27 protein-coding genes and 1 tRNA gene are annotated in these 25,574 nt (G+C 61.9%); 21 read left to right on the plus strand and 7 right to left on the minus strand.

Annotated features, from left to right (window positions below):
• The first annotated feature begins 37 nt into the window (after window positions 1–37).
• The 10 genes from nagZ (at window position 38) to NKJ84_RS06785 (ending at window position 9,602) form a co-directional block, all read left to right on the plus strand.
• Complete coding sequence (gene nagZ, locus NKJ84_RS06740; RefSeq protein ID WP_352505845.1) at window positions 38–1,057, plus strand: beta-N-acetylhexosaminidase; 1,020 nt, start codon at window positions 38–40, stop codon at window positions 1,055–1,057.
• A 58-nt stretch (window positions 1,058–1,115) separates the two neighbouring features.
• Window positions 1,116–1,916, plus strand: a complete 801-nt coding sequence (locus tag NKJ84_RS06745; RefSeq protein ID WP_352505869.1) for a segregation and condensation protein A — start codon at window positions 1,116–1,118, stop codon at window positions 1,914–1,916.
• Complete coding sequence (scpB, locus tag NKJ84_RS06750) at window positions 1,913–2,692, plus strand: SMC-Scp complex subunit ScpB (protein ID WP_352451389.1); 780 nt, start codon at window positions 1,913–1,915, stop codon at window positions 2,690–2,692. Before NKJ84_RS06745 ends, scpB begins: the two co-directional genes overlap by 4 nt.
• 178 nt (window positions 2,693–2,870) lie before the next feature.
• Window positions 2,871–3,092, plus strand: coding sequence for a twin-arginine translocase TatA/TatE family subunit (locus NKJ84_RS06755; protein ID WP_352505846.1), 222 nt, complete (start codon window positions 2,871–2,873; stop codon window positions 3,090–3,092).
• Between the two features lie 28 nt (window positions 3,093–3,120).
• On the plus strand, window positions 3,121–3,807 hold the full coding sequence (gene tatB, locus NKJ84_RS06760) for a Sec-independent protein translocase protein TatB (RefSeq protein ID WP_352505848.1): 687 nt from the start codon (window positions 3,121–3,123) through the stop codon (window positions 3,805–3,807).
• Window positions 3,804–4,667, plus strand: coding sequence for a twin-arginine translocase subunit TatC (gene tatC, locus NKJ84_RS06765; RefSeq protein WP_254818322.1), 864 nt, complete (start codon window positions 3,804–3,806; stop codon window positions 4,665–4,667). Before tatB ends, tatC begins: the two co-directional genes overlap by 4 nt.
• A gap of 414 nt (window positions 4,668–5,081) precedes the next feature.
• Window positions 5,082–6,386, plus strand: coding sequence for a serine--tRNA ligase (gene serS, locus NKJ84_RS06770; protein WP_352505849.1), 1,305 nt, complete (start codon window positions 5,082–5,084; stop codon window positions 6,384–6,386).
• Window positions 6,386–7,144 carry a 5'/3'-nucleotidase SurE gene (gene surE, locus NKJ84_RS06775; protein WP_352505850.1) on the plus strand — a complete coding sequence of 253 codons (759 nt, stop codon included), beginning with the start codon at window positions 6,386–6,388 and terminating at the stop codon, window positions 7,142–7,144. Before serS ends, surE begins: the two co-directional genes overlap by 1 nt.
• On the plus strand, window positions 7,141–7,806 hold the full coding sequence (locus NKJ84_RS06780) for a protein-L-isoaspartate(D-aspartate) O-methyltransferase (protein ID WP_352505851.1): 666 nt from the start codon (window positions 7,141–7,143) through the stop codon (window positions 7,804–7,806). Before surE ends, NKJ84_RS06780 begins: the two co-directional genes overlap by 4 nt.
• 263 nt (window positions 7,807–8,069) lie before the next feature.
• Window positions 8,070–9,602, plus strand: a complete 1,533-nt coding sequence (locus NKJ84_RS06785; RefSeq protein ID WP_352505852.1) for a peptidoglycan DD-metalloendopeptidase family protein — start codon at window positions 8,070–8,072, stop codon at window positions 9,600–9,602.
• 97 nt (window positions 9,603–9,699) lie between these two features.
• Here the strand turns inward: NKJ84_RS06785 and NKJ84_RS06790 are convergent, their stop codons facing one another.
• Complete coding sequence (locus NKJ84_RS06790; RefSeq protein WP_254818327.1) at window positions 9,700–10,575, minus strand: ATP-binding protein; 876 nt, start codon at window positions 10,573–10,575, stop codon at window positions 9,700–9,702.
• A 289-nt stretch (window positions 10,576–10,864) separates the two neighbouring features.
• On the opposite strand from NKJ84_RS06790, the gene yajC reads away from it, so the two are divergent.
• The 5 genes from yajC (at window position 10,865) to NKJ84_RS06815 (ending at window position 16,228) form a co-directional block, all read left to right on the plus strand.
• A complete protein-coding gene (gene yajC / locus NKJ84_RS06795; RefSeq protein WP_254818328.1) occupies window positions 10,865–11,206 on the plus strand; it encodes a preprotein translocase subunit YajC in 342 nt (113 codons plus the stop codon).
• A gap of 76 nt (window positions 11,207–11,282) precedes the next feature.
• Window positions 11,283–12,329 (plus strand): SecDF P1 head subdomain-containing protein, encoded by a 1,047-nt coding sequence (locus tag NKJ84_RS06800; protein WP_254818329.1) that lies wholly within the window; start codon window positions 11,283–11,285, stop codon window positions 12,327–12,329.
• Between the two features lie 88 nt (window positions 12,330–12,417).
• On the plus strand, window positions 12,418–14,970 hold the full coding sequence (gene secDF, locus NKJ84_RS06805) for a protein translocase subunit SecDF (RefSeq protein WP_352505853.1): 2,553 nt from the start codon (window positions 12,418–12,420) through the stop codon (window positions 14,968–14,970).
• Window positions 14,971–14,985: 15 nt separating this feature from the next.
• On the plus strand, window positions 14,986–15,375 hold the full coding sequence (locus tag NKJ84_RS06810) for an Mth938-like domain-containing protein (RefSeq protein ID WP_352505854.1): 390 nt from the start codon (window positions 14,986–14,988) through the stop codon (window positions 15,373–15,375).
• A 25-nt stretch (window positions 15,376–15,400) separates the two neighbouring features.
• On the plus strand, window positions 15,401–16,228 hold the full coding sequence (locus NKJ84_RS06815; protein WP_502896052.1) for a phytoene/squalene synthase family protein: 828 nt from the start codon (window positions 15,401–15,403) through the stop codon (window positions 16,226–16,228).
• A gap of 63 nt (window positions 16,229–16,291) precedes the next feature.
• Here NKJ84_RS06815 and NKJ84_RS06820 read toward each other — a convergent pair whose 3' ends face one another.
• From NKJ84_RS06820 to NKJ84_RS06840, 5 genes are all read right to left on the minus strand, one after another.
• Window positions 16,292–16,624: a type II toxin-antitoxin system RelE/ParE family toxin gene (locus tag NKJ84_RS06820; protein ID WP_352505856.1), complete on the minus strand. Its 333-nt coding sequence runs from the start codon at window positions 16,622–16,624 to the stop codon at window positions 16,292–16,294.
• Window positions 16,608–16,898, minus strand: a complete 291-nt coding sequence (locus NKJ84_RS06825) for a type II toxin-antitoxin system ParD family antitoxin (RefSeq protein ID WP_352505857.1) — start codon at window positions 16,896–16,898, stop codon at window positions 16,608–16,610. Before NKJ84_RS06825 ends, NKJ84_RS06820 begins: the two co-directional genes overlap by 17 nt.
• 71 nt (window positions 16,899–16,969) lie before the next feature.
• Window positions 16,970–18,379 (minus strand): methylenetetrahydrofolate--tRNA-(uracil(54)-C(5))-methyltransferase (FADH(2)-oxidizing) TrmFO, encoded by a 1,410-nt coding sequence (trmFO, locus tag NKJ84_RS06830; protein WP_352505858.1) that lies wholly within the window; start codon window positions 18,377–18,379, stop codon window positions 16,970–16,972.
• A gap of 372 nt (window positions 18,380–18,751) precedes the next feature.
• Window positions 18,752–18,892, minus strand: a complete 141-nt coding sequence (locus NKJ84_RS06835) for a DUF1127 domain-containing protein (protein WP_254818334.1) — start codon at window positions 18,890–18,892, stop codon at window positions 18,752–18,754.
• A 47-nt stretch (window positions 18,893–18,939) separates the two neighbouring features.
• Window positions 18,940–19,080: a DUF1127 domain-containing protein gene (locus NKJ84_RS06840; protein WP_254818335.1), complete on the minus strand. Its 141-nt coding sequence runs from the start codon at window positions 19,078–19,080 to the stop codon at window positions 18,940–18,942.
• A 223-nt stretch (window positions 19,081–19,303) separates the two neighbouring features.
• Between NKJ84_RS06840 and NKJ84_RS06845 the strand changes: the two genes are divergently transcribed.
• Window positions 19,304–20,422, plus strand: coding sequence for a DUF2157 domain-containing protein (locus tag NKJ84_RS06845; RefSeq protein ID WP_352505859.1), 1,119 nt, complete (start codon window positions 19,304–19,306; stop codon window positions 20,420–20,422).
• Complete coding sequence (locus tag NKJ84_RS06850) at window positions 20,419–21,003, plus strand: GDYXXLXY domain-containing protein (protein ID WP_352505860.1); 585 nt, start codon at window positions 20,419–20,421, stop codon at window positions 21,001–21,003. The genes NKJ84_RS06845 and NKJ84_RS06850 overlap by 4 nt, the downstream gene beginning before the upstream one ends.
• A gap of 91 nt (window positions 21,004–21,094) precedes the next feature.
• On the opposite strand, the gene NKJ84_RS06855 is transcribed toward NKJ84_RS06850, so the two are convergent.
• Window positions 21,095–21,179: transfer RNA gene (locus tag NKJ84_RS06855), tRNA-Leu, on the minus strand.
• A 343-nt stretch (window positions 21,180–21,522) separates the two neighbouring features.
• Between NKJ84_RS06855 and tig the strand changes: the two genes are divergently transcribed.
• From tig to NKJ84_RS06875, 4 genes are all read left to right on the plus strand, one after another.
• On the plus strand, window positions 21,523–22,998 hold the full coding sequence (gene tig / locus NKJ84_RS06860) for a trigger factor (RefSeq protein ID WP_352505870.1): 1,476 nt from the start codon (window positions 21,523–21,525) through the stop codon (window positions 22,996–22,998).
• A 161-nt stretch (window positions 22,999–23,159) separates the two neighbouring features.
• Complete coding sequence (locus NKJ84_RS06865; RefSeq protein WP_352505861.1) at window positions 23,160–23,681, plus strand: hypothetical protein; 522 nt, start codon at window positions 23,160–23,162, stop codon at window positions 23,679–23,681.
• A gap of 212 nt (window positions 23,682–23,893) precedes the next feature.
• Complete coding sequence (locus tag NKJ84_RS06870; protein WP_502904012.1) at window positions 23,894–24,247, plus strand: c-type cytochrome; 354 nt, start codon at window positions 23,894–23,896, stop codon at window positions 24,245–24,247.
• Window positions 24,248–24,394: 147 nt separating this feature from the next.
• Complete coding sequence (locus NKJ84_RS06875) at window positions 24,395–25,327, plus strand: heme o synthase (protein ID WP_352505863.1); 933 nt, start codon at window positions 24,395–24,397, stop codon at window positions 25,325–25,327.
• Window positions 25,328–25,574: the final 247 nt, after the last annotated feature.

A 25,574-nucleotide genomic window follows, 5' to 3' on the forward strand; every position in this document is an offset into this window, starting at 1 on the left:
ATTCCCTTTGTCGTCGCGAAGCTCTAAACTGTTCCGCATGACCGAATCAAAATCCATGATCCTCGGCTGCGCCGGGAAATCACTGAGCCGCGACGAGATCCGTTTCTACCGCAACGAATGCCCGTGGGGTTTCATCCTGTTTGCGCGCAATATCGGCGAGACCGAGCAGATCCGCGATCTGGTCGCCGCCATGCGCGACTGCGTCGGGCGTGCGGACGCGCCGGTATTCATCGACCAGGAGGGCGGCCGCGTGCAGCGCCTGCGGCCGCCGCTGGCGCCAAACTATCCGGCTGCCGGTGCACTCGGCGCCTTGTGGCGCGACGACCATGACGCCGGCACCCGTGCCGCATGGCTGATGGCGCGGCTGCATGCCTTCGACCTACTGCGCTACGGCATCACGGCGGATTGCCTGCCGGTGCTCGACGTGCCGATCGAGGGCGCCAGCGACGTCATCGGCGCGCGCGCCTATGGCAAGGAGCCGCGCGCCGTCATCGAATTGGGTCGCGCCGCGGCGGAAGGCCTGATGGCGGGCGGCGTGCTGCCGGTGATGAAGCATATTCCCGGTCATGGAAGGGCCTTCGCCGATACGCATTTCGAACTGCCGACCGTCGACGCCTCGATCGGCGACCTGCAGCGGCATGATTTTGCGCCATTCAGGGAGCTCAACCATTTGCCGATGGCGATGACGGCGCATGTCGTCTATAGCGCGATCGACCCGAAGAACCCGGCCACCACATCCGGCAAGGTCATCGAAAAGATCATCCGCGGCGAAATCGGCTTCGACGGTCTGTTGATGAGCGACGACACTTCGATGAAGGCACTTTCTGGGGATTTCCCGTCAAAGGCGGCCGCTATCCTTGCGGCGGGCTGCGATCTGGTCCTTCACTGCAACGGCGTGTTCGAGGAGATGGCCGGCATTGCATCGCGAACGACCGGGCTTGAAGGCAAGTCGTTTGAGCGCGCGGAGCGGGCGCTGACCTATATCAGGAACCGTGACGTTGCGGACGAGACCGAGATTCGGGCCGAATTTGCCAGTTATTTCGACGCGGTAGCCTAGCATCGAAGGAAGCGAAGTGGCGGAAGCATTGGACCTGAAGGCCGGCAAGGCCGCACCGATGGACCGCTTGTGGGCCGAGAACGACGATTCCCGGCTGACCGGCGATCCGGCGTTGGTCGTCGATGTGGCCGGTTTCGAAGGTCCGCTCGATCTTCTGCTGCATCTTGCCCGCAATCAGAAGGTCGACCTGTCGCGCATCTCGATCCTGGCGCTGGCCGAACAGTATCTGGCGTTCGTCGAGAAGGTGAGGGCGCTGAGGCTGGAGCTTGCCGCCGACTATCTGGTGATGGCAGCGTGGCTGGCGTTTCTCAAGTCGAAGCTCCTGATCCCCAAGCAGCCCGGCGACGAAGGCGAAAGCGGCGAGGAACTGGCGGCGGTACTGCAGTTCCGGCTGAAGCGGCTGGAGGCCATGCGCGACGCGGCGGCACGGCTGGTCAACCGCAACCGGCTCGGACGCGACGTGTTTGCACGCGGCATGCCGGAGATGGTGATCGTCGAGAAGCGCAATGCCTATTCGGCCTCGCTCTATGACCTGTTGACCGCCTATGCCCAGCAGCGCCAGAAGCAGGCGATCACCAATGTGACGATTGCCAGGCGCGGCGTGTGGTCGCTCAAGGATGCGCGCGACGTGCTGACCAGGCTGATCGGGTCGCTGCGCGACTGGACGGCGCTCGACAGTTTCCTGGTCGAATATCTGGCCGGCCCGGAAGACCGGCGCACCGCGGTTGCCAGCTCGTTTGCGGCGACACTGGAACTGGTGCGCGAAGGCAAGATGGAAATGCGGCAGGACCAGGTTTTCGCGCCGCTTTATCTGCGCGGCCGCGCCCAGGCCATCAAGATAGTCGAGGTGACATCATGAGCGAACGCGCCAACGCTTCGGTCATTCCGTTCAAGGTCGACGACGACGCCGAGCAAGGCGCGGTCGCCGAGAACCCGGCACAAAATCAGGGGCAAAATTTGTCGCGGAATCCTGGCGAGCGGCTGCATATGGCGGAGGCCGTACGGATGGCCGAGGCGATCGTATTCGCCAGCGCCGAGCCGGTCAGCGAAAAACAGCTCACTTCGCGGCTGCCCGACGGCATCAACATTGCCGCGGCAATGGCCGAACTGCAGCAGATCTATGCGCGGCGCGGCGTCAATCTGGTGCGCGTCGGCGATGCCTGGGCGTTTCGCACCGCCGGCGACCTCGCCTTCCTGATGAGCCGCGACACGGTGCAGCAGCGCAAACTGTCCCGCGCTGCCCTCGAAGTGCTGGCGATCATCGCCTACCACCAGCCGGTAACGCGCGCCGAGATCGAGGACATCCGCGGCGTCGAAACGTCAAAGGGGACGCTCGACACGCTGATGGAGACCGAATGGGTGAGGATGCGCGGCCGGCGCCGCACGCCCGGCCGTCCCGTCACCTATGGCACGACCGATATTTTCCTCGACCATTTCGCACTGGAGGAGATACGCGATCTCCCCGGCATGGAGGAATTGAAGGGTGCGGGGCTGCTGTCCGGCCGTATGCCGTCGAATTTCTCGGTGCCGCTGCCGCCGGCCGACCCCGATGCGCTCACCGACGACGAGGATCCGCTGACCGATATCGACCTCGAGGAACTCGGCCTTTTGACGCCGCGCGTCACGGAAGATTGAGCCAAGCGCCATCTTAAAGCCACAGGCAGGATGGAACTGCGCCGATTGGTAGCGGGCCGCTGTGCCGAAAGTGCGTGACTTCGGCCACTCATTCATGAACTCTGTCGCAGTTCTGTTTGAATCCGAACCCGAAAGCGCATAGATCAGCGTCTGGGAAACCGTTCGAGAGAGATTTGCTATGGGTTCATTTTCGATTTGGCACTGGATGATCGTTCTGGTGATCGTGCTGCTGGTCTTCGGCCGCGGCAAGATCCCCGAGCTGATGGGCGACATGGCCAAGGGCATCAAGAGCTTCAAGAAGGGCATGGCGGACGACGACGCTGCCGACGACAAGCGTACCGTCGAACACCGTGCCGACGAAACCGTTTCGGTACCGAAGGAAAAGGCCAGCAAAGGCTGAGCCCAAACTTTAGTCGGAACGTATAGCCATGTTCGAAGTCGGCTGGACCGAGATGCTGGTGATCGCGATCGTCATGATCGTGGTCGTCGGGCCCAAGGATTTGCCCAACATGCTGCGCACCTTCGGTCGCACGACGGCGAAGCTGCGCGCCATGGCGTCCGATTTCCAGCGGCAGTTCAACGACGCGTTGAAGGAAGCCGAACTCGACGACGTCAAGAAGTCGGTCGATTCGCTGAGAAGTCTCAATCCGGCAGCCGAGATCAGGAAGCAGCTCAATCCATTCGAACAGGCCGCCGCCGACGTCCGTTCCGGCGTCGACGCCGTGATGAAACCCAAGCCGGCCGTCGATGCCGCCGCTTCGACGGAGCAGGCAGCCGAGCCGCTGAACAACGGCGCAACGACGATGCCGGGCGTCAGCCCGCCGGAGCCGACGCCGGCCACGCCGATCTTTCCGGCGATGACGGACGAGTCCGTCGTGGCGCCGGCCGTGCAGGCGCAAACGGCTGCGGCGGCAGTGCCGCAAAAAGCATCTACGGCAAGGAAGAAGCCGGCGCCCGCGAAAGCCGCGGCCGCCGCGCCGGCCAAGCCGGCAAAGACCGCTGCGCCAAAGGCCGCCGCAAAAGCTGAGCCGAAACCGCAGTCGCCAGCAGCGAAGAAGCCGGCGTCAGCAGCGAAGAAGCCGGCCGCCAGGAAAACGGCGGGAGCCGCCAAGTGAGCGTTTCGGACAAGGAAAAGGACGAGATCGAAAAATCGTCGGCTCCGCTGATGGAGCACCTGATCGAGCTGCGCCGGCGCCTGATCTGGTCGATCGGCGGTTTTTTTGTTGCCTTCCTGGTCTGCTTCTTTTTCGCCAAGCGGCTGTTCAACCTTCTGGTCATTCCGTTCAAATGGGCCACGCAATGGGCTGGGCTCGACCCGCACAAGGTCGAGCTGATCTATACGGCGCCACAGGAATTCTTCTTTACCCAGGTCAAGCTCGCCATGTTCGGCGGCATGGTCATAGCCTTTCCGCTGATCGCCACGCAGATCTACAAATTCATCGCGCCCGGCCTCTACAAGAACGAACGCAATGCCTTCCTGCCGTTCCTGATCGCCTCGCCGATCCTGTTCCTGATGGGCGCGTCGCTGGTCTATTTCTTCTTCACGCCGATGGTGATGTGGTTCTTCCTCGCAATGCAGCAGACCGGCACCAATGACCAGGTGCAGATTTCGCTGCTGCCGAAAGTGTCCGAATATCTCAGTCTGATCATGACGCTGATCTTCTCCTTCGGCCTGGTGTTCCAGTTGCCGGTAGTGACAAGCCTGATGACGCGGGTCGGCATGCTGTCGTCCACGGCCCTTGCCGAGAAGCGCAAATGGGCCATCGTCATCGCCTTCGTCGTGGCGGCGGTGCTGACGCCGCCCGACCCGATGAGCCAGATCGGCCTCGCCATTCCGACGATCCTGCTCTACGAGGTCTCGATCTGGTCGGCCCGGCTGATCGAACGCAGCAAGGAGCGCGACCGTGTGGCTCGCGAAAAACAGGACGCCACGGAAGAGGTGGCCGACAAGCCGGCGGACGCGTCTTCGACGTAGGTTCGGTTGAAGCGGACAGCATCTTTCTTCCGGCCGCTGCAACTTTGTTCTTGCTTTGTGCCGGCAGCTATGCTACTAATTTGGCTATGGTGCCAATTGGCTCCAAAAACCCGCCCACTCAGGGCGGGTTTTTTTGTTTCTTCCTTTTGAAGTTCCGGTGTTGCCGCCTGAGGTCGGCGGGACAGCGCCCCCCTCTGTCCTGCCGGACATCTCCCCCACTTGGGGGGAGATGGCAACTTCGCCGATGGCTTGCTTTTTCAGCGCCGGAGATTGGCGAAAGCCGCAGTGACGGCCGATCTCCCCACCCGTGGGGGAGATGTCCGGCAGGACAGAGGGGGGCGCGAAGGAACTCTGCCTTGACGCCTTGCATCGATGCGGTTTACCCCCTCTGGCCTACTCAAGGACGAACAGACCATGCTTGACATCAAATGGATTCGCGACAACCCGAAGGCCCTTGTCGAAGCGCTCCAGAAGCGCTCGTGGTCGGCTGAGGATGCGCGGTCCACGGTCGACGACTTGATCGCGGCGGATGAGGCGCGGCGCGAGCATCTGACCGAGCTGCAGGCCAGACAAGAACGCCGCAACGCCGCCTCGAAGGAGATCGGCAATGCCATGCGCTCGGGCGACGCCGCTCTTGCCGAAAGGCTGAAGGCCGAGGTCGGCGAGATCAAGGCCTTCATCCAGAATGGCGAGGCGCGCGAGCGCGAGCTCGACAAGGCGCTGAACGATGTGTTGGCTGTGCTGCCAAACGTGCCGTTCGACGACGTGCCGGTCGGCAAGGACGAGCACGACAACGTCGTCAAGCGCGTCGTCGGCGAGGTGCCGACGCGGCCGAACTGGGTGAAGGAGCATTTCGAGATCGGCGAAGCGCTCGGCATGATGGATTTCGAGCGGGCAGCACGGCTTTCCGGCTCGCGCTTCACCGTACTCAAAAGCGGCCTGGCGCGGATGGAACGCGCGCTCGGCCAGTTCATGCTGGATCTGCACACCACCGAGCACGGCTATGTAGAGATCCAGCCGCCGTTGATGGTGCGCGACGAGGTGCTTTTCGGAACCGGGCAACTGCCGAAATTCGAGGAGGATTTATTCTTCGTTCGGCACGGGGACGGCAGGCTTGGCCTGATCCCAACCGCCGAAGTGCCGCTCACCAATCTCGTTCGCGACGAGATCACGCCGCACGAAAAACTGCCGCTGCGCTATACGGCGCTGACGCCGTGCTTCCGCTCCGAGGCGGGCTCGGCCGGGCGCGACACGCGCGGCATGCTGCGCCAGCACCAGTTCTACAAGGTCGAACTGGTGTCGATCACCGACCAGGAGACTTCGGTTGCCGAGCATGAGCGCATGACCGAATGCGCCGAGGAGGTGCTGAAGCGGCTCGGCCTGCCGTTCCGCACCGTGACGCTGTGCACCGGCGACATGGGCTTTGGTGCGCGCAAGACCTACGACATCGAGGTCTGGCTGCCCGGCCAGAATGCCTATCGCGAGATATCGTCGTGCTCGGTATGCGGCGATTTCCAGGCGCGGCGCATGGACGCCCGCTACAAGGACAAGGACGGCAAGGGCAACCGCTTCGTCCACACGCTGAACGGTTCGGGCACCGCCGTCGGCCGCGCTCTCATTGCCGTCATCGAAAATTACCAGAACGAGGACGGCAGCGTAACCATTCCTGAAGCGCTTCGGCCTTACATGGGCGGTCTGGAAAAGATCGAATCGACATAATGCGCATCCTTCTGACCAACGACGACGGCATCCATGCCGAGGGCCTTGCATCACTCGAACGCATCGCGCACACGCTGTCGGACGACGTCTGGGTGGTGGCACCGGAACAGGATCAGTCCGGCTATGCGCATTCGCTGTCGATCTCGGAGCCGCTGCGGCTCAGGAAAATCGGCGAAAAGCACTTTGCGGTGCGCGGCACGCCGACCGACTGCGTCATCATGGGCGTGAAGAAGATCCTGCCCGAAGCGCCTGACCTGATCCTGTCCGGCGTCAATTCCGGGGCCAACATCGCCGACGACGTCACCTATTCGGGCACGGTCGCCGGCGCCATGGAAGGCGCGCTGCTCGGCGTGCGCTCGATCGCCATCAGCCAGGCCTATTCCTATGTCGGCGAGGACCGCGTCGTTCCCTACGAGACCGCCGAAGCGCTGGCGCCGGCGCTGCTCGAAAAGCTCGTCGCCATGCCGTTGCCGGACGGCGTGCTGCTCAACGTCAATTTTCCGAATTGTACGCCGGAAGAGATCGCCGGAACTGTGGTTACTTCGCAGGGCAAGCTGGTCCACAGCCTGTGGGTCGACGAGCGGCGCGACGGGCGCGGCTTGCCTTACTACTGGCTGCGCTTCGGCCGCGAGCCGGTCGAGGGCAAGCAAGGCACCGACCTCCATGCCTTGCGCAATCGGCTGGTGTCGGTGACGCCGCTGCAGCTCGATCTCACCGCGCATGAAATCCGCGATCAACTGGCCAAGGCGCTCGCATGAACTCAAACCACGCTGCAACGGTCGACGAGCGCGAAGGTTTCGCTGCCTTCCTGCTTCGCCTGCGCGGCAGGGGCACGGCGCCGAAGGCGCTGATCGCCGCCTTTGAGGCGACGCCGCGGCGCGGCTTTCTGTCTCCGCATTTTCACTCCATAGCCTGGTCGGACCGTATGCTGCCGATCGAATGCGGCGAGGCCATCGAAGGCGCCGACCTGCAGGCGGCGGTGATCGCGGCACTTGCGATCGAGCCGGGCAACCGCGTGCTCGAGATCGGCACCGGGTCGGGCTACACGGCGGCGGTGATGTCGCGGCTTGCCGCGCGGATCGTCACCATCGACCGTTACAAGACGCTGGCCGAACAGGCCCGGCAGCGCCTTGAGGCACTCGCCATCGGCAATGTCATCGTGCGTCAGGCGGACGGTTCCAACGGACTGGCCAACGAAGCGCCGTTCGACCGCATCGTTGCCTGGGCGGCCTTCGACAGCCTGCCGCGCTTTCTCCTCGATCAATTGTCGAGCGGCGGCATCGTCATCGCGCCGATCGGACCCGACGAGGGCGAGCAGGTGCTGGCCAAGCTTACCAAGGTCGGCAGCCGCTTCGAACGCGAGGATATCGGCCTGGTGCGCCTGCAGCCGATCCTGCACGGTGTCGCCGCAGTGATCTAGGCTGTGTCGATATTCAGGTGAGGTCGGCCTGCAAATGGCGGTTTGCTCCGCTTCCGGTGCTCATGTACCCAAAAGTACGCTCCGCTCCGGTTCTCGGAACCTACCATTTTCGGCTCGGCCTGACCTGAATCTCGGCACACCCGGCGCCCGGATCCTGGAATATTTTAAGAAAATTTGCGCCTGATTCTACAGGTTTAACCGACCGGTAACATTAACGCGCTTTAATCACACTCAGTTGTACCGGGTCTGTGCGGGTTAGTGCGATGCAATTCAGTGTTTTGAAGGCAAACGGACGCAATCTGGCGCGTGGCTGCGCCGTCCTCATGATCGCAGGCGCTGCGACGGGGTGTAGTTCCCAGGTGGCGCGGTTCAACAGCGTCGACGACGTGTTCACCGCCTCGACCAACAACCAGCGCGCCATCATCGACAAGCAGGATGCTGCCCAGCCCTATCCGGGCGATGTTGCGGCCGCGCCGATCGACGGCAGCCACACCCAGTCGGTCAGCCGCTCAAGCCTCGAACCGGTCACGGCGCAGCAATTGCCACCGCCGGCTCCCGCCCTGGCACCTGCCGCCCGGCCGGTGCGTACCGCTGCCGCGCCGGCCCTGGCGCCTGCCGCTCCTCGTGTCGACAGGACGGCAACCGGCACCGTCGCTCCGGCGGCAAGGCCGTTCAAGAACGCCGAGCCCGACGCGCCGCGCATGGCGACGGCCGCCGGCGCGCCGCATGCAACCGAGATCGTCGTCAAGGACGGCGAGACCATTTCCGGCCTGTCACGGCGCTACGGCGTGCCGGCCGATGCCATCATGAAAGTCAACGGGCTGAGCGCGACCAAGGGGCTGAAGACCGGCCAGAAGCTCGTCATCCCGGCCTATGCGTATTCGAGCAACGGCGCCGCGCCGAAAGTCGCCGACGCCAAGCCCGCGAACGGCACCAGGCACGACCAGCCGGCCGAGGCGCCGGCGAAGGTGGCCGTGCTGCCGCAGCAACCGAAGCTCAGGGAAGGCAAGTCTGCCGCGCAGGTGGACGCCTCGGCTGCCGCGAGCCAGCCGAAGGATGGAAAGACTGCGGCGAAGGTGGCTTCGGCGACGGCCAAACCGGCCGGTACCGGCGGCACTTACACGGTTCAGCAAGGCGATACGCTGTCCGCCATTGCCAGAAAGACCGGCGTCGGCGTCGTTGCGCTGAAGCAGGCGAACGGCATGCAGGATGGACTGCTCAAGATCGGCCAGACCCTGAAAGTGCCGGCAGGCGGAACCGCTGTCGTCGCCGGCGTGAAGCCGGCAAAGGTCGATCCGGTGACGACGGCTACCACCCAGCCGCCGGCCAAGGCCACGCCGACGCAGACGCTCGCCTCCTACACGCCGCCGAAGAAGGATGCGAAAGTCATCCAGCAGGCCGAGGACGACGATGCGGTGGCGCCGGACGCGACCGGCATCGGCAAGATGCGTTGGCCGGTGCGCGGCCGCGTGATCTCAAGCTTCGGCGGCGGCAAGGACGGCGTCGACATTGCCGTGCCCGAGGGGACGCCGGTCAAGGCGGCTGAAAACGGTGTCGTCATCTATGCCGGTGACGGCCTCAAGGAATTCGGCAACACGGTGCTGGTGCGGCACGAAAACGGTCTGGTCACTGTCTACGGCCACGCCAGCTCGATCGAGGTGCAGCGCGGCCAGAAGGTCAAGCGCGGCCAGGAAATCGCCCTGTCCGGCATGAGCGGCACCACCGACTCGCCGAAACTGCATTTCGAAGTGCGCAAGAACTCGGCGCCGGTCGATCCTTCGACCTATCTCGAATAGACGACGAAAAGCGATTTGCGGGCCACCTGACCTTCAGCCCGCCGAGGAAGTCCGCTTCGCAAGGTGCGGGCTTCTTCTGCTGTTAGCCCTTGAGCGGCTAATCCTTCAGCGGCTTGCCGAGCCTGCCAGCCAGGTCCTGGGTGAACTGCCAGGCGACGCGGCCCGAACGGCTGCCGCGCGTCGTCGCCCATTCCAGCGCCTCGGCGCGCAGCGTCTCGGGATCGATGGCGAGATCGTGATGGCGGACATAGCCGTCGATCATGTCGAGATATTCGTCCTGCGAACATTTGTGGAAGCCAAGCCACAGGCCGAAGCGGTCCGACAGCGAAACCTTCTCCTCGACCGCTTCGGACGGATTGATCGCCGTCGAGCGCTCATTGTCGATCATGTCGCGCGGCAACAAATGCCGCCGGTTCGAGGTGGCGTAGAAGATGACGTTGGCCGGGCGGCCCTCGACGCCGCCTTCAAGCGCTGCCTTCAGCGATTTATAGGACGTGTCGTCATGGTCGAATGACAGGTCGTCGCAAAACAGGATAAAGCGGAAGGGCGCTGCCTTCAGCAGGCTCATCAGCTTCGGAAGCGTGTCGATGTCTTCGCGATGGATCTCGATGAGCTTGAGCGGCAGGTCGAGCTTGGTCGAAGCGTTGACCGCGGCGTGCACGGCCTTGACCAGCGACGATTTGCCCATGCCGCGCGCGCCCCACAACAGCACGTTGTTGGCGGCATAGCCGGAGGCGAAGCGCTCGGTGTTGTCGACCAATATGTCGCGGACGCGGTCGACCCCGCGGATCAGGCCGATGTCGACGCGGTTGACCTTGAGCACCGGCTCCAGATAGCCGGGATCGGCCTGCCAGACGAAGCAATCGGCGTCGCCGAGGTCGGTTTGCGGCACCGGCGGCGGCGCGAGGCGGGCGATCGCCTCGATCAGACGGTCGAGCTTCTGGCTCAGGATATCGATGGTGCTGTCGGTCATCTCTTGTCTTTTTGTTCGCATTCGGGACGGTGCGGCAGGCCAACCTACCTGATTTCAGCGGTTTCGAAACTCGTCCCAAGCATTTGTTCGGGCATCATCTTTTGCGAAAACCGAGCGTCGCTTTTCGGGATCACCCTCTAACACGGCTCACCAGGCCGGAAAAGCAGCCGATTTGCCCGGCCGCGCAGTTGCATTGGCAACGTTACCGACTATATTCCGGCCAAATTTGGCGGGGCCGTCAAATTCCCAGAACGGTTTGCGGCTGTTTTTAAAATTCAGGAGTACCTCGATGTTCGTGACGCCGGCATACGCCCAAGGCATCGGCGGGGACTCGTCCGCAATGTTTATCCAGATCGTGCCGTTTGCTCTGATTTTCGTGATCATGTATTTTCTGATCATCCGGCCGCAGCGCACGCAGCTGAAGAAGCGCGGCGAGATGCTGGCGGCGGTTCGCCGTGGCGACACCGTCGTCACCGGCGGCGGCTTTGTCGGCAAGGTGACCAAGGTCATCGACGACAACGAGCTCGAGATCGATCTCGGCGGTGGCACCAAGGTGACGGCGCTGCGATCGACGATCGCCGACGTGCGCGTCAAGGGCGAGCCGGTGGCGAACCAGAACGCCAAGAAATAACCGAATTGTCGGCGGAACGATCCGCGGGCAGGGCTCTGACGAACGACGGCATATGTTCCACCTTTGGCGCCTGAAGATGATCCTGAAGTGGCTTGCCTTGGCCGGCACGGTTGTCTTCCACGCGACTAATATCTTCGCCGCCGGTTTGCATACCACGCGACCCGAATGGCTTGCCGAAAGCCAGTCAATAGTTGAAGCAAGCCAGCAAGATGGTCCACACATCCTGCTCAGGTTGGATGTGACCGACGTGATCGAGGGCCGGCTGAAAGCGACACGCGACGAGGTCCGGTCGCTGCTACGCGAAGCAAGGATCGGCTATACCGGCCTTGCCAGTTCGGCTCGGACCGTTCAGGTGCACATAACAGATCCGGCTCAGCTTGACCTCGCCAAGGCGGCAATCAAAACGGTGACCGATCCTGTCGCGGACAGCGGCGTCCAGGAAATGACCCTGGACGACAGTGAGCCCGGCCTGCTCAAATTCACCGTAACGGATGCAGGTTTGAAGTATCGAACTTCGGCCGCGCTTGCACAGTCGGTTGAAGTCATCAAAGATCGTATCCGCGACCTGGGCGCCACCCACCCGGTGGTTCGGTCAACGAATGAAGACGGCATATTGGTCCGCACGTCGGGCGTTGCCGATCCGCAAAGGCTAGGACAAATTCTCACCCGGCCCGGTCACCTGAGCTTCCAACTCGTTGATCTGTCGATGCCAGTCGACGAGGCAATCAGCGGCCGCCCGCCCGTCGGCTCGGCGGTTTTTTATTCGATGGACGATCCTCCGGTTCCCTACTTGATCGAAAATCGGGTTATCCTTTCAGGTAAAAATGTGCTGGATGCGCAAGCAACCCGCAATTTGGCGACCGATGAACGCGTCGTCTCATTCCGGCTTGATTCCCGGGGTACGGCGCGTTTCAAATGGGCTACGACGCAATATATCGGCAAGCCGTTTGCGGTTATATTAGACGATAAGGTTATTTCGGCGCCTGTTATCCGAGAGCCCATTGAAGGCGGCACCGGTCAGATATCGGGAAATTTCACCGCTGAAAGCGCCAATGACCTCGCCCTGCTGCTGCGCACCGGCCCCTTGCCAGCAAGATTGACAATCGCCGAGGAAGCACGATAGGGCCGGCCGTGGTCAGAATTAGAAATATGCCCGCAAACCGACCGATGGCGGAATGCTGCCGCTTGTACGCCTGAACGGATAAGAACTGATGCTTTATTTTTCGCGCTTCAAGATGATCCTGATCTGGCTGGCCGTGGCCGCCACAGTGGTCCTCGCTGCGCCCAACCTTTTTTCCGCCAGCACGCTGGCCAAGTTGCCCGACTGGGTGCCGAAGCGGCAGATGACGCTCGGCCTCGACTTGCAGGGCGGCTCGCACATCCTGCTCAGGATGGATCCGAACGATCTGATCAAGGATCGGCTGGAGACGACGCGCGACGAAATCAGGACGCTGCTGCGCGATGCCAAGATCGGCTATACCGGCCTTTCCGGAACGGGCCGCACGGTGCAGGTCCGCATCACCGATCCCGCACAGATCGACGCTGCCAAGACAGCCTTGAAACCATTGACCAATCCGGTGGCCGCAGGCCTGTTCAGCGGCGGCTCCATCCAGGAGATGACGCTGGATGATTCCGAGCCCGGCCTGCTCAAATTCTCCGTCACCGATGCGGGAATCAAATATCGCACCTCGACGGCGCTGACGCAGGCGATCCAGGTTGTCGAGCGTCGTGTCAACGAACTCGGCACCACCGAGCCGATCGTGCAGCGCCAAGGCGACGACCGTATCCTGGTGCAGGTGCCTGGTCTGCAGGATCCGCAACGGCTGAAGGAAATTCTTGGCCAGACTGCCAAGCTGACCTTCCAGATGGTCGACCAGTCGATGCCGGTGCAGGATGCGCTGAACGGCCGCCCGCCGCCGGGATCCTCGGTGCTGTATTCGCAGGACGACCCGCCGGTTCCGTACCTGATCGAGAACCGCGTCATCGTTTCCGGCGAAAACCTGGTCGATGCCCAGGCGACGTTCAATTCCCAGACCAACGAGCCGGTTGTTTCGTTCCGGTTCGATTCGAAAGGGGCGCAGCGGTTCGGCCAGGCGACGGCACAGAATGTTGGCAAGCTGTTTGCCATCATCCTCGACAATCAGGTGATTTCGGCGCCGCAGATCCGTGAACCGATCCCGGGCGGCACCGGACAGATATCGGGGAATTTCACCGCCGAGAGCGCCAACGATCTCGCCGTGCTGCTGCGCGCCGGCGCCTTGCCAGCGACGCTGACGGTAATCGAAGAGCGGACGGTGGGGCCGGGACTTGGCCAGGACTCCATCCATGCCGGCAAGGTCGCCGGCATCATCGGGTCGATCCTGGTGGTGGCATTCATGTTCGTCGCCTACGGTTTCCTCGGCTTCCTCGCCAACATCGCGCTGGCGGTGCATGTGGCGATGATCGTCGGGCTGCTGTCGCTGCTTGGAGCGACACTGACCCTACCCGGTATCGCCGGTATCGTGCTGACCATCGGCATGGCGGTCGATTCGAACGTTCTCATCTATGAACGCATCCGCGAGGAGCGACGTGCCGGCCGCTCGGTCATTCAGGCAATCGATACCGGTTTCAGCAAGGCGCTGGCGACCATCGTCGATTCCAACGTGACCTCACTGATCGCGACCGTGGTGCTGTTCTGGCTCGGAACCGGGCCGGTGAAGGGCTTTGCCGTCACCTATGCCATCGGCATCCTGACCACGGTCTTCACCGCCTTCACCTTCACACGCCTGCTCGTGTCGATCTGGCTTCGCCGCGCCCGTCCGAAGGAGTTGCCGCGGGCGCCTGTGACGTTCATTCCACCAGGCACGAAAATTCCGTTCATGGGTATCCGGCGCTGGACGTTCACACTGTCCAGCGTGCTTTCGGTGCTGTCGGTCATCGGCTTCATGACCATCGACATAAATTACGGCATCGATTTCAAGGGCGGCTCACTGATCGAGGTGCAGTCCAAGGTCGGCAATGCCGATCTGGCCGACATCCGCGGCAGGCTGACGGAACTTAATATCGGCGAGGTGCAGGTTCAGCAGTTCGGCGAACCGAACGACGTGCTGATCCGCGTCGGCACGCAGGCGGGCGGCGAGAACGCTGAGCAGACCGTCATCGACAAGGTGCGCGGCGAGCTGCAGGATCAGTATGATTTCCGCCGCGTCGAAGTGGTGGGGCCGACGGTCTCGGGCGAGCTTGCCAAGCAAGGCACCATCGCCATGCTTATCGCGCTGCTCGGCATCCTGATCTATGTCTGGTTCCGCTTCGAATGGCAGTTCGCGGTCGGCGCCATCGTTGCGACCGTGCACGACGTGGTCATGACGATCGGCTTCTTCGTTATCACCGGCCTGGAATTCAACCAGTCGTCGCTGGCGGCGATCCTTACCATCATCGGTTATTCGCTCAACGACACCATCGTCGTCTATGACCGCGTTCGCGAGGATCTGCGAAAATACAAGCGAATGCCGCTGCCGCAACTGCTGAACAACGCCATCAACGAGACGCTGTCGAGGACGACGCTGACCTCGGTGACGACGATCCTGGCGTTGCTGGCGCTGGTGCTGTTCGGCGGCGAGGTGATCCGCTCGTTCACCATGGCGATGCTGTTCGGCGTCGTGTTCGGCACCTATTCGTCGATCTTTATCGCCGCGCCACTGCTTATCCTGTTCAAGCTGCGGCCGCAGGCCACAGCGTCCGATGAGGAAAAGCCGGTGGGCGGCGGCAAAGCCATAGCTACCTGACGGCTTGCCTCAAAAGTGGCCAAGGGCATCGTCATCCGCGAGGCGCATTTCCCGGGCCGCGCACCGATCGAGGCTTACGGCAATGGCGGTTTCCGCTTTGCCGACATGTCGCATCGCGGCTCGCTGCTGTGCCTGCCTTCGGGCATCTATGGCTGGGAGCCGGCCGATCCGTTGGCGCTGACGGCAGCGGATTTCGCCAAGCTGTTCAACGAGGCCGCCAAGGTTGAGATCCTGCTGGTTGGCAGCGGCAAGGATCTGAGACCATTGCCTGCCGCGCTGCGTACGGCACTGAAAGAAGCGGGCATTTCCGCCGATCCGATGTCGACGGGGGCGGCGGTGCGGACCTATAATGTGCTGCTGGCGGAAGATCGCGCCGTGGCCGCAGCGCTCATCGCCGTCGACTGACGTGGCCGAAAACACCAAACTCGTCATGGAGACGGTGCGTGCCGCCGACCATGACCGCTATCTCAGCGTGCTCTATGCGCCCGAGAACAAGCGTGACGCGCTGTTTTCGCTCTATGCCTTCAACGCCGAAATCGCCGGCGTACGCGATCGCATCCACGAGGCGCTGCCGGGCGAGGTGCGGCTGCAATGGTGGCGCGACGTCATCGCCGCCGAAGAGGATCGGACTCAGATCGGCCATCCCGTGGCGGACGCGCTGAGGACGGCGATTTCCGCTCACCGCCTGCCTAAGGCCGCTTTCGACAATATGCTCGAAGCGCGCATCTTCGATCTCTATGACGATCCGATGCCGTCACGCACCGACCTCGAAGGCTATTGCGGCGAGACTGCCGCAGCACTCATCCAGCTTGCGGCGATGGTGCTCGATCCGGTCCAAGCGCCGCGCTTTGCCGATCTTGCCGGCAGGGCAGGTTGTGCGCAGGCGATGACCGGTCTCCTGCTTCTGCTGCCGCTGCATCGCAAGCGGGGACAGTGCTTTGTCCCGGCCGATATTTTGGCTGCGGCGGGATCGTCGCCGCAAGAGTTCGTTACAGGTGACGGCGGGCCGGGCGCGGAACGCGCGGTCGCCGCGATGATCGCGCTGGCACGCGAGCATCTTTCCGCTTTCGAGCAGGGGGCGTTCGCTCTGCCGGTTTCACTGCGCCCGGCCTTTCTGCCGCTGGCTCTGACGCGCGCCTATCTCGACCAGATGGACGGCTCCCGCCATTCACCGCTTGATGGCGCGGTACGGCTTTCGGCCTTGCGCCGGCATTGGCTCTTGTTCCGGCGTGCGACGCAAGGCTGGCCGGCTGTGTGAAGGCTGATTGCTAATGAGGAAATCCGGCCTGCGGCGAGCATCGGCCCGGCTGAGTAGTTTCCATCATGATGGATCACTTGATCCGCCATCGCGCATCAGCATTTCATAGTCGCGACCGCCATAGAAGATGTTGACGATGCGGACGACATCATCGTCGACAACATAGGCGGGTGATAGCCGAGTGCTCGAACGGCACCGTTCGCAATCCTGGCGCAATGTCGCCGCGCGGCTGGCCGCCACGCGGTGCATTGCCGATGTTTTGACATCGATCTTCGATGCGCAGGACGATTTCAATGCAACGTCAGGATTTCCACCAGTCTCAACAATATGCCGGAAAATATCGGCCAAATTATTTTGGGCGTCTTCGCGATATTCGACCTCAAGGCGCCGAATCATCGGCGCGGCTCGAATACTGCGCGACGAATTCCCTAAGACGGGCACGAACTTCTTCGCCTGAAAGGTTTGGCCTTGTGTCCTCGATCGAGGCCTTCACGCGCGCCCGGATCGAGGCCATGCGCTCGGCATGTTCTTCCTCTTCGCGCTGGAAGGCGCGAAGAGCCGCGCGGACGACCTCGCTCGCCGATCCGTAGGAGCCGTCCTCGACCTTTTCGCGGATCATTCGCGCCATGGCGGGTGTTACGGTGACGGACAGTTTCTCAGCGGATTCCATGGGATTTGGCTCGCGATACAAAGTAGGATATTATCCTACTTCTCCGCCGCGAAATCCGCAAAAACCGAGATCTATTCCGCAGCTTGCGCTGTTGCAGGCAGCCCCAGCCATTCGCGGCAGTCGGCGAGCGCGCGCGATGTCACCGCGTGCCGCTTGGCGACCGTCTTGTCCTTGCCGCGCAGCCGCTTGCCTTCGATCTTTGGCGCCTCCACGGGCGGGAACAGGCCGAAATTGACATTCATTGGCTGGAAAGAGCGCTTTCCCGGCTCGTCGTCAGAGACAATATGGCCACCAGTGATGTGGTTGAGCAGCGCGCCGAAAGCGGTGGTCAAGGGCGGCAGGGACGGCGCATGGCCAAGCCTTTCGGCGGCGGCGAAACGCCCGGCGAGCAGGCCGATGGCGGCACTCTCGACATAGCCCTCACAGCCGGTGATCTGGCCGGCAAAACGCAAGCCGGGCCGCGACTTCAACTGCAGCGAAGCGTCGAGCAGCGTCGGCGAATTGATATAGGTGTTTCGGTGCAGGCCGCCGAGGCGGGCGAACTCGGCGTTTTCCAGCCCGGGGATGGTGCGGAATATGCGCACCTGCTCGGCGTGCTTCAGCTTGGTCTGAAAGCCGACCATGTTATAGAGCGTGCCCAGCGCATTGTCCTGGCGAAGCTGAACGACGGCATACGCCTTTACAGACGAATTATGCGCATTGGTCAGTCCCATCGGCTTCATCGGCCCGTAGCGCAATGTCTCGACGCCGCGCTCGGCCATCACTTCGATCGGCAGGCAGCCGTCGAAATAGGGCGTGCCTTCCCATTGCTTGAATTCGGTTTTCTGGCCGTGGACCAGCGCCTGCACGAAGGCAAGGTACTGCTCCTTATCCATCGGGCAGTTGATGTAGTCCTTGCCGGTGCCGCCGGGGCCGACCTTGTCGTAGCGCGACTGGAACCAGCAGATGTCCATGTCAATCGTGTCGAAATGGACGATCGGCGCGATGGCGTCGAAGAAGGCGAGCGCGTCGGCGCCGGTTGCTTCCGCGATCGACTGGGCGAGCGACGGCGCTGTCAACGGTCCGGTGGCAACGATCGCCTGGTCCCACTCCGTCGGCGGCAGGCCGGGCACTTCCTCACGCTGGATGGTGATGAGCGGATGGGTTTCGAGCGTTCTGGTCACCGCGTCAGAAAACCCGTCGCGGTCGACGGCAAGCGCACCGCCGGCCGGCACCTTGTGAGCATCGCCGGCGCTCATGATCAGTGAACCGGCCAGCCGCATTTCGGCGTGCAGCAGGCCGACGGCATTGGTTTGCGCATCGTCGGAGCGGAAGGAATTGGAACAGACGAGCTCGGCCAGTCCGTCGGTCTTGTGCGCGTCGGTACCGCGGACGGGACGCATTTCATGCAGGACAACGGGAACGCCGGCTTCGGCCGCCTGCCAGGCGGCTTCGGAGCCGGCGAGACCGCCGCCGATGACGTGAATGGGATTGTTGCTCATGAGCGCCGAAATAGTCGCTTGGCGCAAGGATTGCAATTGCCACGCGGGAGAATGGCTGACGGGGGAAGCCGCCTCAAAACAACAACACCCGCCGGGGGAGGAGGTCCGGCGGGTGTCGTTTTGTTGGTCGATCCTCGGGAGGAGGTGAAGATCGACCGTATTCGTCATTGCCGGGGAGGAGGTCGGCTTTGACGAAATTCTTTTCGCCATTTGAAGGGCGCGAAACCCTTTTAGAAACAACCTGGAAACAGCGCCCGCCGGGGGAGGAGGTCCGGCGGGCGCCGTTTTTGTGGTCAACCCTCGGGAGGAGGTGAAGGCTGACCGTATCCGTCAGGGTCGGGGAGGAGGTCGACCCTGGCGAAATTCTTGTGGTTAGATCGCCTTGCGAGCGATCATCTTGATTTCGTCGCGGACGATGCCGAGATCGTTGAGCTGGCGGTTCGACAGGCGACCCAGCTCGGTAACCGTCTCGCGGTAGACGCGCCAGTTACGGTAGTTGCGGATCAGGTTCATTGTCGTTCTCTTTTCAAACTGGTTCGGACCATTTGCGGCCCGAAGGATTAGACCGACTTGCGGGCGACGTAGTGAATGTCGCTGCGGCTGATGCCGAGATCGGTCAGTTCACGGGTGCTCAGGCGGCTCAGCTCGGACACGGTGTCCCTATAGCGGCGCCAGTTGCGATAGTTGCGGATCAGGTTCATGGTAGTCTCGTTTCGTCTTTCTTTCGGATCATTCCGTCTTTGTGTGCACCGTGAAAATAGGTGGGGTCATATCGATTTAAAAGCGCTATTGGTGCATGGCAGCAATGCAATTTGTGCAATGCAACATTAACGCGCGTCCGGTTTTCCGCCCAGATCGGAAAATGCCGTTAGGTCAAACGCTTGGCCGGACAAGCTAAAAGGAACCAAGCAGAGGGGGAGGGGCATGGCGAGCTATTCGTCACGGGTCAGGTCGGATATCGCACGATGGCAACAGGCCGGCCTGATCGACGCGCCGACAGCCGTTGCGCTGACGCGCGACGTCGAGGCAAACGAACGCAAATCGCTGAGTTTCGGCTCGATCCTGGCGATGATGGCGGCGCTGCTGTTCGGCGCCGCTATCCTGATCTTCATCGCCGCCAACTGGGAAGTCATCCCGCGGTTGGTGCGGGTCGCGGCACTTTTTGCGGTTATCCTTGCCGGCTATGTCGGCGGGGCGGTGCTGAAGATGCGCGACCATGCGGCGATCGGCGAGGCGCTGTGGATCGTCGCGGCAGCAGCGTTCGGCGGATCGATCGCGCTGATCGGCCAGATGTATCATTTGTCGGGCGACGAGGCCTCGGCCTTGATCACCTGGGGCGCCGGCACGGCGCTGGCGGCGGTGGCGCTGCGCTCAAACCCGCTGACCGTCGCTGCCGTCGGCATCGCCGATGCCTGGCTGTTCCTGAGAGGGTTCGACTACTTCTGGCGCACGGAATTTCCGCATCTCTTCGTGGTCATGGCGCTAATTCTGTTCGCCGTTTCGTTCTGGACGCGCAGCCAGGCGGCGCGCCACCTGATCATCCTGTCGGTCCTTTTCTACCTCGTGCTGTTGGCCATGGAATACGACACGCTGCAAGTCGCCATCCCGCTCGTTGCCGCGTCGGTGCTGCTTTTTACCGCTGCGATCTTTGCTGCCGGGCCGGTCGAGAGGGTTTTGCAACTCGGCGGCAGGTTACCCTTGCACGCGCTGATCGGCTTTCTCACCGGCCTGGCGATGATCCAATTCGAACTGGCGGATGAAAGCAGCTACAATAGCGGCTTCGCCATTGCCTCGGCTGTTGCGCTGGCCGGCATCGTCGCGGCGATCGTGCTGGGCGGCCGCGAGAGCCGGGGACTGCGCTGGGTTGCCTATGCCGGCTTCGCCTTCGAACTCGCCGTCATCTATGTGGTGATGCTGCAATCAATGCTCGACACGGCAGGCTTCTTCCTTGCGGCGGCGGTGCTTCTCGCCGTTCTTGCTTTCATTATTATCCGCATAGAAAAGCGCATGAACGCCTCGAACATGACAGGAGCGGCGGCATGATGACCGGCAAAAGACTGATCATCTCGGCGCTGGTCCTGGCGCTCGTCCAGATCGGCTTTCTGAGCTGGATCATCGCCGGACGCGCGGCGATCCTGCGCGATGGCAAGCAGGTCCTGCTCAGGGTCGAGCCGATCGATCCGCGCGATCTCTTGCGCGGTGACTACATTCTGCTCGGCTACGATATTTCGCGCATACCGGTGAAACTGATCGGCAACATTCCGGCCGGCAAGCTTTCCAGCGAGGAAACGTCGATCGTGGTCAGGCTGAAGCAGGGCGGTGATGGCTATTGGGGGCCGACCGCGGCTTGGTTCGGGCAAGCGCCGGCGCCGGCAGCATCCGGCGAAGCCGATATCGTCGGACACGTCTCCGAGGGCTGGGATATCAGCCAGGGAGCAACGACGATCGCGCCGGAGTACGGCATCGAGCGCTTCTATCTGCCGGAAGGCGAGGGGATAACGATCCAGAACGATATGCGGGTGCGGCCGTTCGGCATCCGCGTGGCGATCGCGGCCAACGGCACGGCGCAGATCAAGGCGCTGGTGGACGGCGACAAGACACTGTTCGAGGAGCCGCTTTATTAGATCGCGCTACTGCCTTGCCAATGACCCTCCTTCGCCAGGGCTTCGGAGGAGCTTCGAGTGGCCTGCCACCCGAAGCTCGAAGAGCGAAGGATGGTGCGGATGAAGGGACTCGAACCCCCACGCCTTTCGGCACTGGAACCTAAATCCAGGGCGTCTACCAATTCCGCCACATCCGCATTGCCCGGCCAATCCCATGTAGCCATCATTCTGTCAATGTCAGAGCCCACATCGGCATCATTGGCCGGAATGCAAAGATGGTTGAAAATCGGCGTCGCCTGTGACAAAAGGCGTGTCGAATGTGACGGGACGCGACGATCCGCTTCTGCAGAATGTGATAAGAAGTAGGAAAAACAAAGACTTATTCACATTTTGGAGCGTATTTCTGGAGGATTTGTGCCGCGTTGAGCGGACAGATCGCCAAGTCCCGCACCAAAAGCCATTCCCGGCAAGATCATACCGGCAGGCTGTAAGCGGCAGGGGCCGTTTGACAGCCTCATTGGTGGAAACAAAGGTTTTATGATGCAGGTCACCGAAACGCTCAACTCCGGTCTCAAGCGCGAGATCAAGATCACTGTGCCGGCTGGTGACATGGAAGCCAAGCTGATGGCGCGGCTCTCCGATGCCAGGAACAAGGTCCGCATCAACGGCTTCCGCCCCGGCAAGGTGCCGGTGCAGCATCTGCGCAAGGTCTACGGCAAATCGTTCATGGCCGAAGTGGTCAACGAGATCCTCAATGACTCGACCCGTTCGATTATCACTGGGCGCGGCGAAAAGGCTGCCATGCAGCCCGAAGTGATCATGACCGAGGACGAGAAGGAAGCCGAGAAGATCCTGGCAGGCGGTGCCGACTTCGAGTTCCGCCTGAACTATGAGGTCATTCCGCCGATCGAGATCAAGGATTTCTCCGACATCAAGGTGACGCGCCAGGTGTTCGACGTGCCGGATGAAGAGATCGATGAGCAGGTCAAGCGTGTCGCTGAATCTGCCCGCACTTACGAGCCGAAGACCGGCAAGGCCGCCGAGGGCGACCGCGTGACCATCGATTACGTCGGCAAGATCGACGGCGAAGCCTTCAACGGCGGCGCCGGCACCGATCAGCCGCTGGTGCTCGGCTCGAAGGAATTCATCCCCGGCTTCGAGGACCAGCTGGTCGGCAGCAAGGCCGGCGACGAGAAGCAGGTCACGGTTACCTTCCCGGAAAACTACCAGGCGGCGCATCTGGCCGGCAAGGAAGCCACTTTTGACGTGACGGTCAAGGAAGTGTCGAAGCCCGGCGCGCTTGAGATCAACGACGAGATGGCCAAGAATCTCGGCCTGGAATCGCTGGAGCGCCTGCGCGAGGTGGTGCGCGGTCAGATCGAGAACCAGTTCGGCTCGATAACGCGCCAGAAAGTCAAGCGGCAGTTGCTCGACCAGCTCGACGCTGCCTACTCGTTCGAGGCGCCGTCCAAGCTCGTCGAGGCCGAATTCAACAACATCTGGAATCAGGTCAATCGCGATCTCGAAGCTGCCGGGCGCACCTTTGCCGACGAAGAGACGACGGAAGAAGAAGCGCGTGCTGAATATATGCGGCTTGCCGAGCGCCGCGTGCGTCTCGGCCTGGTTCTCGCCGAAATCGGCGAGAAGGCCGGCGTCACGGTGACGGACGAGGAACTGCAGCGCGGCCTGTTCGAGCAGGTACGCCGCTATCCGGCCAACCAGCAGCAGGAAGCCTTCGAATTCTATCGCAACAATCCCGAAGCGCTGAACACGTTGCGCGCGCCGATGTTCGAAGAGAAGGTGGTCGACCATCTGCTCGGCCAGATTTCGGTCACCGATGTCAAGGTCGGCAAGGAAGAGCTGCTGGCCGACGACGAGGATACGGAGACAACCAAGGCCAAGCCGGCGAAGAAGGCGGCTGCGAAAAAAGCGGACGCAAAGAAGGCCGACGACGACGCCGAAGAGCCGAAGAAAAAGGCCGCGCCGAAGAAGAAGGCCGCCAAGGACCCTGAATAACGTCCCTGTTGTATTCCGAAAGGCCGCCTTCTCGAGGCGGCCTTTTTCGTTGTGGCGCAGACGCAACGGATTTCACGTATCTGGCGGTCGAGGTAGCGATACGAAACTTTGATGATTATCTGCGCTGGGTTGCGGAATCGCAGCGGTTGTTGGAGGCATCGTTGAGACAGTTCTTCGGTATCGGAAGCGTGGCGGCGGCGTTCCTGCTTGCGTCGGTCTGCGGCAGTGCCCAGGCTGATACGGTTCTCGCCAACTGGCGGTTCGACAAGAGCAGCGATGGCCTTGTCACCGCCTCGCTTTACGCGACCAACAAGCTCATCACCGGCGGCGGCGCATTGAGCTACAGCCCGGTTTTGACGATCGCCTGCCGGACAGCCGGCGAACCGCGTTGGAGCGAATGGCTGCAGCTGAGCGACACCGTTTCCGCCAGCCGAACCATCGCCATGTCGGTGACTGTCGATCAATCCGCCAAGCTCAACGAAAGCTGGTTGGTCGGGCCGCACAGCAGGATGCTGGTCCGCGACGGTGCTGACGGCATCAGGCGACTGATTTCCGCGGACCGGCTGCTGCTGTCCTGGCGGTTCGGGCTGCTGTCGGGGCGCGGCAAAGCCGAGTTTGACCTCGCCGGAGTTGAAGAGGCGGTCGGCCGGATCGCCGCCACCTGCAACACCAAATTGCCTTGAGCGGATTGTCCGCATTAATCCATTGCATGATCGAACTCTACCTGCCGGCCGGGTTCCGTGGTATGTAGGTGCCGCAACTCCAGGCAGTGGATATCCGTTCTGCCATTCAAGAGCGCATGCCAGCGGACTAAAGGTGGGCCTGCGCAGGTCAGCCAGGGCAAATTGGCGATCAGGGAGGAAATGCCATGCGTGCCATTGTGTTTTTTATCGTAATGTCCGTCGCCACCGTCATTGCCGGCCCCTCGCGGGCACAGGATGCGGCGGCGGGTGAGAAGGTCTTCGCCAAATGCAAGGTCTGCCACGTCGCAGACAAGGACCAGAACAAGGTCGGTCCGTCGTTGAACGGCGTCATCGGCCGAACGGCCGGGACTCATCCGGGGTTCAGCTATTCCAAGGCGATGACCGAGGCCGGCAAGTCGGGCGTCAAATGGGACGAAGCCACGCTGACGACCTATCTTCGCGATCCCAAGGCGATGGTCAAAGGAACGAAGATGGCGTTTCCCGGCCTCAAGAAAGACGAGGACATCGCCAATGTCATTGCCTACCTGAAGCAATTCTCCAAATAACGCGGCTCTTCCGCCGGATCTTGGTATCGCAAACAGGTCGAGGCATAGCCTCGGCCGCAATCTGTCGGCAGTGTCGGTGGGGAGGGCGGCTCGTTGCAAAAAAGACATTGGCCGGCTAGGCTGCCGTTCCCATCGGTGGTCGTCTGAATGTCGACTGAAGAAAGCCGTCTCAAGGATACCGGCATCCGCCTCTCGGAGGCGACGGCGGGTGATTTCATTGCGCTCTTGAAACCACGGGTCATGGCGCTTGCAGTGTTTACTGCCTTCGTCGGCCTGATGATGGCGCCCGGCGTGATGAATCCAGTTATCGCCGTAATCGCCATCGGCGCAATCGCGGTTGGAGCGGGAGCCGCCGGCGCGCTCAATATGTGGTACGACGCAGACATAGACGCCTTGATGTCTCGCACGTCCAAGCGACCAATTCCGTCCGGTCGCGTCACGCCTGGCGAAGCTCTCGGCTTCGGTCTGGTGCTTTCCGCACTGTCGGTCATGACGCTCGGCGTGTTGGTGGGGTGGCTCGCCGCATCGTTGTTGGCGTTCACCATCTTTTTCTATGTCGTTATCTACACAATGTGGCTGAAGCGCTCGACGCCACAGAATATCGTCATAGGCGGCGCGGCAGGCGCCCTTCCTCCGGTGATCGGATGGGCGGCCGCAACAGGCGCAATCGGCATTGAAAGTCTCATTCTGTTTCTGATTATTTTCCTCTGGACGCCGCCTCATTTCTGGGCGCTGGCCCTTTTCAAGGTCGGCGACTATGCCGCGGCCGGCATCCCGATGATGCCGAATGTGGCCGGCCAGCACTCGACCAGAAAACAAATCTTCGCCTATTCGTTGCTCTTGGCGCCAATCGGCGTGCTCCCTTGGGGCTTCGGCTTCGCGAGCGGATATTTCGGCACTGCTTCAGCCGCGTTGGGTGCAGGTTTCATTTGGCAGGCCTGGAAGGTTCTCGTCGCCGACAAGGAGATGAAGCCGGCAAAGGCGCTGTTTGCGTATTCGATTGTTTATCTTTTCGCAATATTTGCGGCGTTGCTTGCCGACACCATTGCAATGCGAGTGATCGCTTCAGCCGGCTATTGACCCCGGCTCAAAAAATCACGTTGGCAGAGCACAAAATCCCAGCAACAGCAGAATAACGACGCCAAGGCCGAGTATGAGAACTGTCCTTCCGTCCATGACCTTCACCTTCGACTAGAAGAGCATATCGAAGAACCACGTCCGTAGCTAGGGTCAGGACTCATTGATCCAGAAGATGAAGGCTGCAGCGAAGGCGATCGCCGACAGGAAGGTGTGAGCACATCGGTCGTATCTGGTGTGGATGCGTCGC

The organism is Mesorhizobium sp. M0048 (assembly GCF_040323405.1).
In the GTDB taxonomy this organism is placed as follows: domain Bacteria; phylum Pseudomonadota; class Alphaproteobacteria; order Rhizobiales; family Rhizobiaceae; genus Mesorhizobium.